This window comes from Citrobacter sp. S46_ASV_140 (assembly GCF_018919545.1).
GTDB classification, from domain to species: domain Bacteria; phylum Pseudomonadota; class Gammaproteobacteria; order Enterobacterales; family Enterobacteriaceae; genus Citrobacter; species Citrobacter braakii.
In genome coordinates, this window is record NZ_JAHLRC010000112.1 from 1 (window position 1) to 11,751 (window position 11,751).

The following is an 11,751-nucleotide window of genomic DNA, read 5'->3' on the forward strand; positions in this document are numbered from 1 at the left end:
GGTTTATATAGATACTGAGACGAAACAATGTGACATTTATTTTACAAATGGTCTTGTTTTCAAAAATTTCCCACTCAATAAAAGATGTCGTGCGGACAGTATTATTTCAACATTGAAGTATATGGATGAAAACACTGTTTACTTTTAGCGTTTTAATAAACACATATCTAATAACGTGTGCGCACTTTATCGATAACCTGCATTCTTACAATTTGCAATGTAGCTGGAGAGATTCACTCACCTGAATGATTCTCCATATGGCATGACTAAACCCAACCCTGTTCAGGCTCTGAGGTAGCCATATAAATCAAGGTCTGGACGGGTTTTCGTTCCTTTCTGACCCTGTATAACTGATTTAGTAAACTCCGAATATTCGGAAAAACTCAGCGTATACAACGGTATAGCTTTGGCGAAAAGTGCTACTAACCACTTGAATATGAGGTTCGATAGGTATACTGTATAAATGTACAGTATATCGAAGCGGAGGGAATCATGAAGGTTGAAATTACAATTGATCGCACTAAGGAGCTTCCGAAAGGAGCTGCGCCAGCGCTTGAAAAGGAACTTTTGCGTCAAATCAGCCAGGACTATTCAGACTGTAAATTAACGATACGTCGAACCGGTTCTGATGGATTAAGTGTCATCGGAGGCGAAAAGAGCGATAAAAAACGTATTGAAGAAATCCTGCAGGAAACGTGGGAAAGTGCGGATGAATGGTTTTTTAACTGATCACCCCTCGTAGGTGGCCTTGGCCGCCATTTGTTACGCCTGATCGCTAAATTTCTCGTTACGCACCGCGCTACTGCTAAGAAGCAATTTCCGTTGGCTTAACGGTGTGGATATCACTGCAAGGGGCATCTCATGCAAATTCCGGATGATTTAATTCCCGGACTGCCGGAGCACACTGGCCCGGTTCTGATTTATATAGTAAAGGGCAGGGCAGAAAGGGGATTCGCGCTGCGCAAAGATGAATTTGTGACGTCGTTGCGTGCTCTGGAAGAAGCAAGAAAGAAAGCCGGCCTTCCTGTTTCAGATGTCTGATAAGTTAGGTTATACTCAAACACGGGTCTGAACAGCCCACTGAGTAACACTGCGCCAACCGGAAAATAGCGATGGCGCATAAAGTTGAAATATCCCAATCACACCGTTTCTTCGTGAGCGGTGTCTTTGTTCATGCTGGTGGTGCAGCATGAGCAGATCAAAAAATAAATCTGAAAAACTCCACCTTTCCCGCGTTGCCGGGCTGGGCTGTATTGTCTGCAAAAACCTGAAACTGGGTGAAACACCAGCAGAGATACATCACATCCGAACTGGTCAGGGAGTTGGCCAGCGCGCTGACAATTTCAAGGTTATTACTCTTTGCTCAATCCATCATCGCCAGGGCGGACATGGCATAGCCATTCATGCTGGCCGCCAGTCCTGGGAAAACAATTTCGGTACTGAAACAGAGTTGCTGGTGCAGGTTCTTTATGAGCTGGGGGATTCTGCATGACCATCATTTACGGTTCCGTGTGTAGCGGTATTGAGGCAGCGAGCATTGCGTGGGAAGTTTTAGGTTGGCGACCGTCATGGTTTTCCCAGTTCGATCCGGAACACAATTATAAAAACGGTCCAGATTTTCCATCTGCTGTTCTTGCGTATCGCTGGCCGCACGTAAAAAACCTCGGTGATATGACAAAAATCGCTGCAGCAATATGGCGCGGAGAAATCCAGGCACCAGATGTTCTGGTAGGTGGCACACCGTGCCAGGCATTCAGCATCGCTGGTCTGCGTATTGGTCTGACTGATTCCCGCGGTCAATTAACTCTCGCCTTTGTTGAACTGGTAAACGCAATAGATGAAAAACGAAGAGAACAGGGAAAACCTCCCGTCATTGTCGTCTGGGAAAACGTACCCGGAGTATTCAGCAGCAGAGATAACGCTTTCGGATGTTTTCTTGCAGGGCTTGCCGGTGAAAGCTGTGAACTGGAATCACCAGGGAAAAAATGGACAAACGCTGGTTATGTGCTGGGACCAGAAAGGGCTGTCTGCTGGCGAGTGCTCGACGCTCAATTTTTCGGAGTGGCCCAACGACGCCGCCGTGTGTTTGTTATCGCAAGTGCTCGAGGGGATATCGATCCCGCAAAAATACTTTTTGAGTCCGAAGGCATGCGCCGGGATACTCCGCCGTGCCGAAAAGCGGGGAAGGGCATTACCGCAAATACTGGGCGTCGCATTGCTAACGGTAGCCACTGGGATGGGGAATATAATCCACATCCAACCCTCAACCAGTCACACAACATCGGAGGCATAGGTCAAAGCAACCAGGAATTATTCAGCCAACGCGGAGGTGGAATCGTTGGTGTCTTTCGCATGCGGGCATTTGGTGATTATGTTAATGATGAAACCGCATCCACTGTTAAAGCGCGCGACCATAAAGATGCAACCGATCTCACTGTGACTTATTCAGACGTCAGTAGAACGTTGCTTGCCAAATCAAATGACAGCATGGCTGAAGATTTGGATACCTATGCCATTCACGGCACACAAGACCCAGACACAAACATTAATTTTGCTCATACGCTGGGACGAAATCACGGGCAGGAAAATGCGGTTGCTTATGCCTTCAAGGCTGGTCAAGGCGCAAAAGCGGGTGGCATTGGCTGGGCAGAAGAACAATCCCCAACTCTGACCGCCGCCAGTAGCGGATCGAATTTATCCCCTTCAGTAATGAAAGACATGGCCGTTCGTCGCCTGACACCAGTTGAGTGCGAGCGTCTGCAAGGCTTCCCCGATAACCACACTTTAATCCCCCGTGATAAGCGTAAGCAGATCACTGCTGATGAATATGCTTACGTGCGCCATCACAACCCAAAAATAACTGCAGAAGAAGCCTACCGACTGGCGAAAGATGGTCCGCGCTACAAAGCGATCGGCAACAGTATGGCTGTACCGGTTATGCGCTGGATCGGTAAAAGAATCAAGGAGGCTCTTGATGCCTGAATATCCAATGACACCCGTCGGTAAGCCCAGAATGACGCGCGCTGACAAATGGAAAAAGCGCCCCGAGGTTCTGTGTTACCGGGCTTTCTGGGATGAAGTTCGTCTGCAGTGTGTTGAGCTGCCGGAAAGCGGTTCGCATGTCACCTTCATTCTTCCGATGCCAGCGAGCTGGAGCAAAAAAAACGGGCTGAGTTCAACGGTAAACCTCACCAGGCTAAGCCAGATTTTGACAACATGATGAAAGCCCTGATGGACGCCATTTACGAAAATGATGCTCACATATGGGATGTACGGGTATCAAAATCATGGGGAGAAACCGGGAGAATAATTATTGAGGAGCTAAAAGTATGACGCCACGCCAACGCAGACTAAAGCAGTCAGCATTTGAAAAAGCAGCAGCTGCGCCGCGTAAAAGCTGGCTGGGTAAATGTATCCTCCTGACGGGGATTCAGTCCGGATGGATTAAATCCCTGCTCACTACATGGGGCGAAGGTGTGGGAGGAAAAACTGCACCCCGTATGCCGCGAGGTCATGCGTGCTGGAATGTGATTAAAGGACGGAACTGGTCAGATAAGGCACTGGAGCGCTTTACCGCAGCGTTAAATCAGGCGAGAGAAGAGGGATTCCGTGGACAGCAGGCAATGAACAGGGCACATAGCATTCTCTGGCCGCAGTCATCCGCTAGTGTGATTGATGAAGCCCTGCATAATGATGATGTCGATTTTGTTGAGCAATGCGTACTGCAGGCGCTGGATATTAATGATCCGGTTTATGTGGTCGGTCTTCAGTATTACACCACCCGAAAAAAAATCTCAGACATAACCCGGGAGTTGCAGGCGATTGCGCCATGGTTAACTGATGGGGAGGCGAGAAAGCGCGTGCGCTGGTGCCTAGAAATATTCAGAGCAAAGGTCTTTTTGGAAGCACGCAAACTGTTATCTGAATAGACTCACTGAAATCATTTTTTAGCTATTGATGCTATTTTTTGATAATGGTGTTGAAAACGGGCCAGAAAATCAGATAATTCATTCATGCTTGGCAGAGCTGCGCCACTATGGCAGTGACAAAAAGCGAACAATTTGAACATAACGAGAACCCCGCCACAGCGGGGTTTTTGGTTTCCGGCGATACGACAGGGGTATTCGCGAGGTGCATAGCACCAGTACCCCTGTCATATCGCCGATCTGAAATCGTTAACTCGAAAACAAGTTCTCGCAATCCTTTTTCGTTTCTAACTCAGAGGAAAAATGATAGGGGGTCACTGCTAAACGTAGACATCAATATTTTTAGTATTATTCCCTGCAGCGTTCGAACCTGATTTGTCACTTACTGAAGGTAATGCTACCGATGCCATTTGGTTTTTTTCTGCTTCTTGTTTTTGTAATTGAGCAATTTTGGCGTATATAGACTCGATTTGCCTTTGAATCATCTCCATCTGCTCTTTAAGCAGCTTTGCCTCCTCTTCGGAGGTTACTTCATTTATTTTTGAACCCATAGCGCTGAGTTCTTTTGTCAACTCACCAATTTGTTTTTTCAGGTTTTGAATTTGTTGTGAAACAGAGTTTCCTGTACTTGAAGGTGCTTGTTTTGCTGTGCTTTGCAGTATGTCCTGACCCAAAGTGCTAACTGTCATGCTCATGGCGGCTCCTCTGGCCTTACATTTATTACCCATTATCGTCATCTTTCGAAATTACTTTATCAGCAAAAGTTAAGTTGCGGCTTTCTGCACCACAGCATTATTTGTTCCGCTCTATACTATCTTCTGAGTCTCGCGGAGGATTTATGAAAGAAGGTATTACTGGATTCCGCATGTTGGCGTTGTTCAGGTAGCGTATTACACGAATGACACTGTTGATGATCTGGAAACGGGAAAAACAATCACAGGTGTCTGGCATCTCACCAGGGGCGATGATATCTGCCATAACGGTGAAGCAGAGGTGTTAGAAGGTCCTCTCACTTCACCGATGTAAACAACCGTACTTAAGAGGCTGCCGCATGACGGCCTTTTTCATTTCAGGCTCACGGGAATCATCCGCTACGTGCTTTGTTGATAAATCCAGCCCGTGAAGCCTGACTCTTTTCAAACATACACAATTCTAACTATGCAGAACTTACTACAGTTCCTTTTTTTTCTTTCTGGGCAAACCGGTAATAATTGGTTCATTTGGTATATTTGAGATATGTTTTTGCATCTTTGATAAAGCCTCTTTAACCAGTTTTTCTGCTTTATGCTTGGTAAAACGTAACAGATCTTCTTTTCTGAATTTTGTTCCACATTATTTACATTCTACAGGACATACATCTTGTGAATTGTAGATAACATCAACAGATGGCAGTTCAGTCAGGTGCCCACATTTGGGGCATTTATAACTAACGATGAACACTTTGAGGTTTCTCGTGTGTGAAAGCTTAATGTTTTCTTAATGTAGGCTGGAGTTTCAAATTTTACATTTTGAAATCTCAAAGAGTGTGAGACGCAACATACTTCGCACGTGCAAGTGATGGTTATTTATCCGTTTACGGAATGTCATTATCTAATGAAATTTTAAACCCTGCTATATGCAGGGACCAATCATTCAGGCTCACGGGTAAAACTGGCTGCGTGCTCTGTTGATAAATCACGGCCCGTGCAGCCTGACCCCCTTTAATCTCACACAGCGCCATCCGAAAATTCGGAGGTGAGGCTATGACAAGAATGAGCACCATTTACAGCAGACTTTCATATGGATCAGGGACAACGCTTGCCGGCTGCGGTGTATCAGCGAAGGCATATGCCGAAACAGCTAAAACAGCAAAAGAGGTGTCCTGGATGTTGGCCGACAGAATTGCAGGGTTAAGCCTGAGCGACTGGGCGATTATTGTCGGTATCGCATGCACCGTTATTACCTGTGCAGTGAACTGGTATTTCCGCTGGAAAGAACGGGAGGATCGTCGCAATGGCTATGCCACAAAAGCTGAAGAGTAAACTGAGCGCAGCGGTCGTTGGGTTAATTCTTGCCGGGGCATCCGCGCCCGTTATTCTCGATCAGTTTCTGGATGAGAAAGAGGGTAATACTCTGACGGCGTATCGCGACGGCGGCGGACTCTGGACGATTTGCCGTGGCGTCACGATGGTTGATGGCAAGCCGGTAGTGCAGGGTATGAAGCTGTCAGCTGAGAAATGCGCCAGGGTAAACGCCATAGAACGCGATAAGGCGCTGGCGTGGGTTGACCGAAATATCAAAGTACCACTGACCGAACCGCAGAAAGCAGGCATTGCGTCATTTTGTCCCTACAACATCGGCCCCGGAAAATGTTTCCCGTCTACGTTCTTTATGCGAATTAATGCTGGCGACCGTAAAGGAGCCTGTGAAGCGATTCGCTGGTGGATTAAAGATGGGGGACGCGATTGTCGCCTGACTAAAGGCCAGAAAAATGGTTGCTATGGTCAGGTAGAGCGACGAGACCAGGAAAGCGCGTTGACGTGCTGGGGGATAGACCAGTGAGTCTGCGCTATCAGTTTATTGCCATTTTGCTGCTGGTGGCCGTTGCATTCATTGCTGGAAATATATGGTGTAACCGCGGTTGGGAAAAAAAGTGGGCGGAACGTGACAGCGCTGAATCATCGCAAACAGCGAACGCGCAGACCGCAGCCCGCATGATTGAACAAGGGCGAATAATTGCCCGCGATGAGGCTGTAAAAGATGCACAAGCACAAGCCGCTAAATCTGCTGCAACTGCTGCTGGCCTGTCTGCCACTGTTAGCCAGCTGCGCACAGAAGCAACAAAGCTTGCCGCCCGCATGGATGCCGCAAAGCACACCGCAGATCTTGCCGCTGCCGTCAGAAGCAAAACAACCGACGCCGTCGCCGGAATGCTCACCAACATGCTCGGAGATATTGCAGCAGAAGCTAAACGTTATGCTGGAATCGCTGACGAACGCTATGCCGCCGGAATGACGTGTGAACGAATTTACGACTCGGTGAGAGAGTCAAATAACAACGGATTTAAAAGATGAAACCTGGACAGGTATTATGGCAGTTGTTCACTGTACAACTGCCAATACGTTAGATATTAACGCTTCTGGCTATTTTTTTCGTTACAAGCAGGGAGCATTCTCAAAAGAGTATTATCTTTCTGGATGTAGTGATGGAATAAGGCTGCACCAGCATGAGCTGCGATTAAAAAATATCCGATATTTGCCAGTGTTTCGTGAATATCTTTGATAACTGACTTTGTTTCCCCGTCCGGAGTTACGAAAGGGGCAATGTTAAAACCCAAGAAACTCCAGTCCTTTCCACCATAAGCCATGGTTGCGATACCTAATAACGGTAGTGCCAAAAAAGAAATGTAGAGCATGATATGCATTATCTTTGCTGACATCATTTGCCACGCAGGTGGGGTTGGAGTGATGGCTGGGTCATGGTACCTATGCTTAATAATTAATCGCATTATCATCAAGAACCAGACAAATACCCCGGCATTGTAATGTGTTTCTTTCATGAGCAGATAGGTGTTGCTGCCTTTGGGAAACCAGCCTCGAAGTTCCATAGCTGCATAGGTTATTGCTATTAATATCAGGGTTAGCCAGTGTAAGCGAATCTGAAGTTTTGAGAATCTGTTCATTATTCTTTCCTCAAACAATGTGTTCCATCGACCATATAGCATGGAGCTTAACAAAACCTTATTTTCGTTGAGAGATTAAGATTCATTTTTTTCAGCTAAATCCTGACAGGTATATATTTATTGGTCATGTAAATGAGAGTAATTGTTATTTCAAAAGGTACTCCTTGCGATTCTGAACACCGAGGGGGCGAGGACACGCGGAAAACGGCTGGTTTTTTGCATTTTATCGACATCATCATCATTCCCTTAACTTGTTGATATTTCAGTCGTGAAATTAATCACGATGTCGAAATGGTTAAATATTGTTCATCATCATGGATAACGAACTGAAAAACCTTCGCCTCAACATCAATCAGCTGGCAGCAGTGACCGATCTTCATCGCCAGACGATCTCCAGCAAGCTGAATAACGTTGAGCCTGCTCCTGGCAGTAATTCTCGTCTCAAGCTTTATTCTGTTGTCGATATTCTCCGGGAACTGCTGGGCCGGACCACGGCACCCGAGCTGGTGGATATCGATAAGATGTTACCGCCGGATCGTAAGGCATGGTTTCAGTCTGAACGCGAGAGGCTTAAATTCCAGCAGGAAACAGGTGAGTTAATCCCGGCATCGACAGTGACCCGAGAATTTTCATCGATGGCAAAAGCCGTCGTTCAGGTGCTGGAAACGCTGCCGGATATTCTTGAACGTGATTGTGCGATGACGCCTGCAGCTGTCGTTCGGGTGCAAAAAGTCATTGATGACCTGCGGGATCAGATAGCCCTGAAGGTTGAGCAGGCAGATACGCCGGAACAGGAGGACAGTTCGCCAGAAGAGGAGTAAGCCATGCGACAGGCCACGGCGGCGGAGCTAAGAAAAAACACTGCCGGGATCATCAGAGCACCGCGCCGAATGCCTGTAGCCGAAGCCGTACATAAATATATGCGTGTTCCGGTCGGCGTGGGTAACTCTGTTGAGTGGGATCCTAATCTTGCCCCTTATGTTGTGGAGCCGATGAACTGCCTGGCATCACGCGAATATGATGCTGTCATTTTTGTTGGCCCTGCCCGAACGGGTAAAACCATTGGTCTGATTGATGGCTGGGTGGTGTACAACGTTGTCTGCGATCCGTCTGACATGCTCATCATTCAGATGACGGAAGAGAAAGCGCGCGAACACTCCAAAAAACGTCTGGCCCGAACATTTCGTGTCAGCCCGGAGGTGGCATGCCGGCTTAGTCCCTCACGCAATGACAACAACGTGCATGACCGGACTTTCCTTGCCGGGAACTACCTGAAGATAGGCTGGCCGTCTATCAACATCATGTCGTCCTCAGATTTTAAGTGTGTGGCGCTGACGGATTACGATCGCTTTCCGGAAGATATCGACGGGGAAGGGGACGGATTTTCGCTTGCTTCAAAACGTACCACCACCTTTATGTCGGCGGGGATGACGCTGGTCGAGAGCTCACCGGGCAGGGAAATCACCAATACGAAGTGGCGGAGAAAGTCTCCTCACGAAGCCCCTCCCACGACCGGGATCCTTTCTTTATATAACCGCGGCGATCGCCGTCGCTGGTACTGGCCATGTCCACATTGCGGGCAATACTTTCAACCGGCCATGGAGGCGATGACAGGCTACCGGGAAACGTCTGACCCGGTAAAAGCCAGTGAAGCGGCGCATATTGATTGTCCGCATTGTAGCGGCATGATTACCGCCGACAGAAAGCGGGAACTGAACGGAAAGGGTGTCTGGTTGCGTGAGGGACAGACTATCGACCGTGAGGGCAACATAACCGGAGAAGCCCGACGCTCGCGCATTGCCTCGTTCTGGATGGAGGGACCTGCGGCGGCATATCAGACATGGGCGCAACTGGTTTACAAATTACTGACGGCGGAACAGGACTATGAAGCCACCGGCAGCGAAGAAACGCTCAAAACGGTAATTAATACTGACTGGGGGCTGCCTTATCTTCCCCGTGCAGCCAGTGAGCAGCGACGTGCTGACGTGCTGATGCTGCGGGCAGAAGACTATGGCAAGCGACTTGTGCCGCCGAAAGTCCGTTTTCTTCTGGCGTCGGTGGATGTGCAGGGCGGGAAGAAGCGCCGTTTTGTCGTCCAGATCATCGGGTACGGTGAAAACGGCGAACGCTGGCTGGTGGACCGCTATAACATCCGTCAGTCTCTGCGTTGTGATGAATATGGTGAGGCGCAGCAGGTGCATCCCGGATCCTATCCGGAAGACTGGCAACTGCTCATCACAGATGTTCTCGAAAAAACTTATGCGTTGCAGTCAGACCCTTCGCGACGGATGCCCATTCTTGCAATGGCTGTCGACAGCGGCGGGGAAGATGGGGTAACGGATAACGCCTATAAATTCTGGCGCCAGTGTCGTCGTGACGGACTGGGTAAACGGGTTTACCTGATAAAAGGTGACAGCACCCGACGCCAGAAAATCATTACCAAAACCCACCCTGACAACACAGGCCGAAGCGACCGCCGGGCGGATGCGCGTGGTGAGGTTCCGGTATATCTGTTGCAGACGGACCTGCTAAAAGATCAGCTCAGTAACAACCTTGAACGTGAAACCCCCGGTGCCGGGTTTATCCATTTTCCTGACTGGCTGGGGGAGTGGTTCTACGAAGAACTGACTTATGAAGAACGTGGCACGGACGGAAAATGGCGCAAGCCCGGAAAAGGCAATAACGAAGCCTTTGACCTTTTCTGTTATGCCCACGCCGTCGCTGTCCTGCGTGGTTATGAAAAAATCCGGGACTGGGAACAGCCCCCGGCATGGGCTGCCGCTCAGGAGTGTAATTCAAACATCATTGACGGGGAGCGCCCCAGGGAGATTGCTGTGAAAAAAGCGGTACCTGTACGTTCATCTTCTGTTTCTGTAACTGAACCGTCCAGCCCGCTTTCTGGTGGCTGGCTGGGTGTCAGTGATAACGGAGGCTGGCTGTGACGAAATCAGAAATTCAGCAGATGCTGATAACAGTACGCCAGGCATACCGTGATTCCCTGGACGGTAAAAGCGTGTCATTCACGGGGGTTAATGGCCGGGCAATTACCAACCATGACCCTAAAGCCCTGCGTGACGAGCTTGAATACTGGGAAAGGCGCTGGCGCGCTGTCTCAAACCGCAATGGCTCGTTCAAACTCGCTAACTTTCTGTAAGGCAAATCATGGGATTTTTTGAAAAGGCACTGGGCGCAATATCGCCCGGGTGGGCGGCATCGCGCGCACAAAACCGACTCAGACTCAGAGCCTATGAGGCAGCAAATCCGACTCGTCTGCATAAGGGGAAACGTGAATCCCGGTCAGCGGACACCGCTGTATTTGCAGCCGGTACTTCATTACGAGAGCAGGCCCGCTGGCTTGATGAAAACCATGATCTGGTGATTGGTCTTTTTGACAAGATGGAGGATCGGGTTATCGGTGCTCACGGGATCCACGTTGAACCGCAGCCGCTTGATCTTGAGGGTAATCTTCACTCTGAGTTTGCTGGTCAGTTATCCGCGCTCTGGGCGGAATGGTCGGTTCGTCCGGAAGTGACCGGGATGTTTACCCGTCCGGAAGCAGAGCGGCTTTTGTTACGTTCAGCACTGCGTGATGGTGAAGTGTTTACACAGATGGTGCGGGGAAATGTAGCCGGGTTGCAGCATTCAACCCAGGTACCATTTTCTCTTGAACTGCTGGAGGCGGATTTTGTTCCGTTTAACCTGAACAGTACCTCCGGGCAGCAGATCCGCCAGGGGATTATTGTCAATGCCTGGGGGCGACCGACGGGCTACAGAGTTTATAAGAACCATCCTGCCAGTTTTGCCGGACTCAATGCTGATTTAAAAACTGTTTCGGCTGACAGCATGCTGCACCTGGCTATGCGTAAACGGCTTCACCAGTTAAGGGGGATCAGCCTCATCCATGGCGTGATCACCCGGCTCTCCGATATTAAGGATTATGAAGAGAGTGAGCGCGTGGCGGCACGTATTGCGGCGGCGCTGGGTTTCTATATCAAACGTGGGGATGCTCAGTCTGTTGATACAGAAACCGAGTTTTCAACACCGGGTGGACAGCGGCATTACGATATTGCGCCGGGGATGATTTATGACGAGCTAAAGCCAGGCGAGGATCTGGGCATGGTGGAGTCGAATCGCCCGAATGTTCATCTGTATGAGTTCAGGAAC

The 11,751-nt window shown here is 48.9% G+C and carries 14 protein-coding genes and 2 pseudogenes; 14 read left to right on the plus strand and 2 right to left on the minus strand.

Annotation, left to right across the window (positions count from 1 at the left end; all coding sequences use genetic code 11):
* Positions 1-492 precede the first annotated feature (492 nt).
* From KQJ19_RS19345 to KQJ19_RS19370, 6 genes and pseudogenes are all read left to right on the plus strand, one after another.
* Complete coding sequence (locus KQJ19_RS19345) at positions 493-729, plus strand: DinI-like family protein (RefSeq protein ID WP_216404001.1); 237 nt, start codon at positions 493-495, stop codon at positions 727-729.
* 132 nt (positions 730-861) lie between these two features.
* Positions 862-1,041, plus strand: coding sequence for a hypothetical protein (locus KQJ19_RS19350; protein ID WP_016150018.1), 180 nt, complete (start codon positions 862-864; stop codon positions 1,039-1,041).
* 148 nt (positions 1,042-1,189) lie between these two features.
* On the plus strand, positions 1,190-1,492 hold the full coding sequence (locus tag KQJ19_RS19355) for a Ref family recombination enhancement nuclease (RefSeq protein WP_216404002.1): 303 nt from the start codon (positions 1,190-1,192) through the stop codon (positions 1,490-1,492).
* Positions 1,489-2,973 (plus strand): annotated as a pseudogene (gene dcm / locus KQJ19_RS19360) (DNA (cytosine-5-)-methyltransferase); the annotation flags it as partial. The gene KQJ19_RS19355 and the pseudogene dcm, both read left to right, overlap by 4 nt.
* A gap of 1 nt (position 2,974) precedes the next feature.
* A pseudogene (locus tag KQJ19_RS19365) lies at positions 2,975-3,333 on the plus strand (RusA family crossover junction endodeoxyribonuclease).
* Positions 3,330-3,929, plus strand: coding sequence for a hypothetical protein (locus tag KQJ19_RS19370; protein WP_216404004.1), 600 nt, complete (start codon positions 3,330-3,332; stop codon positions 3,927-3,929). The pseudogene KQJ19_RS19365 and the gene KQJ19_RS19370 overlap by 4 nt, the downstream one beginning before the upstream one ends.
* 317 nt (positions 3,930-4,246) lie before the next feature.
* Here KQJ19_RS19370 and KQJ19_RS19375 read toward each other — a convergent pair whose 3' ends face one another.
* A complete protein-coding gene (locus KQJ19_RS19375) occupies positions 4,247-4,621 on the minus strand; it encodes a FlxA-like family protein (protein ID WP_165500189.1) in 375 nt (124 codons plus the stop codon).
* Between the two features lie 139 nt (positions 4,622-4,760).
* Between KQJ19_RS19375 and KQJ19_RS24240 the strand changes: the two genes are divergently transcribed.
* The 4 genes from KQJ19_RS24240 (at position 4,761) to KQJ19_RS19390 (ending at position 6,979) form a co-directional block, all read left to right on the plus strand.
* Positions 4,761-4,952 (plus strand): hypothetical protein, encoded by a 192-nt coding sequence (locus tag KQJ19_RS24240; RefSeq protein WP_131381239.1) that lies wholly within the window; start codon positions 4,761-4,763, stop codon positions 4,950-4,952.
* A gap of 716 nt (positions 4,953-5,668) precedes the next feature.
* Positions 5,669-5,947 carry a phage holin gene (locus tag KQJ19_RS24245; protein WP_016150433.1) on the plus strand — a complete coding sequence of 93 codons (279 nt, stop codon included), beginning with the start codon at positions 5,669-5,671 and terminating at the stop codon, positions 5,945-5,947.
* Positions 5,919-6,467 carry a lysozyme gene (locus tag KQJ19_RS19385; protein ID WP_216404005.1) on the plus strand — a complete coding sequence of 183 codons (549 nt, stop codon included), beginning with the start codon at positions 5,919-5,921 and terminating at the stop codon, positions 6,465-6,467. The genes KQJ19_RS24245 and KQJ19_RS19385 overlap by 29 nt, the downstream gene beginning before the upstream one ends.
* A complete protein-coding gene (locus KQJ19_RS19390; protein ID WP_216404006.1) occupies positions 6,464-6,979 on the plus strand; it encodes a DUF2514 domain-containing protein in 516 nt (171 codons plus the stop codon). Before KQJ19_RS19385 ends, KQJ19_RS19390 begins: the two co-directional genes overlap by 4 nt.
* A gap of 56 nt (positions 6,980-7,035) precedes the next feature.
* Here the strand turns inward: KQJ19_RS19390 and KQJ19_RS19395 are convergent, their stop codons facing one another.
* Positions 7,036-7,587 carry a cytochrome b gene (locus KQJ19_RS19395; protein ID WP_216404007.1) on the minus strand — a complete coding sequence of 184 codons (552 nt, stop codon included), beginning with the start codon at positions 7,585-7,587 and terminating at the stop codon, positions 7,036-7,038.
* 314 nt (positions 7,588-7,901) lie between these two features.
* Between KQJ19_RS19395 and KQJ19_RS19400 the strand changes: the two genes are divergently transcribed.
* From KQJ19_RS19400 to KQJ19_RS19415, 4 genes are all read left to right on the plus strand, one after another.
* Complete coding sequence (locus KQJ19_RS19400) at positions 7,902-8,408, plus strand: DUF1441 family protein (RefSeq protein WP_033816636.1); 507 nt, start codon at positions 7,902-7,904, stop codon at positions 8,406-8,408.
* Between the two features lie 3 nt (positions 8,409-8,411).
* Positions 8,412-10,529, plus strand: coding sequence for a phage terminase large subunit family protein (locus KQJ19_RS19405; protein ID WP_216404008.1), 2,118 nt, complete (start codon positions 8,412-8,414; stop codon positions 10,527-10,529).
* Positions 10,526-10,741: a hypothetical protein gene (locus KQJ19_RS19410; protein WP_101701295.1), complete on the plus strand. Its 216-nt coding sequence runs from the start codon at positions 10,526-10,528 to the stop codon at positions 10,739-10,741. Before KQJ19_RS19405 ends, KQJ19_RS19410 begins: the two co-directional genes overlap by 4 nt.
* 8 nt (positions 10,742-10,749) lie before the next feature.
* The coding region (locus tag KQJ19_RS19415) for a phage portal protein (protein WP_216404009.1) at positions 10,750-11,751 on the plus strand (1,002 nt) is incomplete at its 3' end.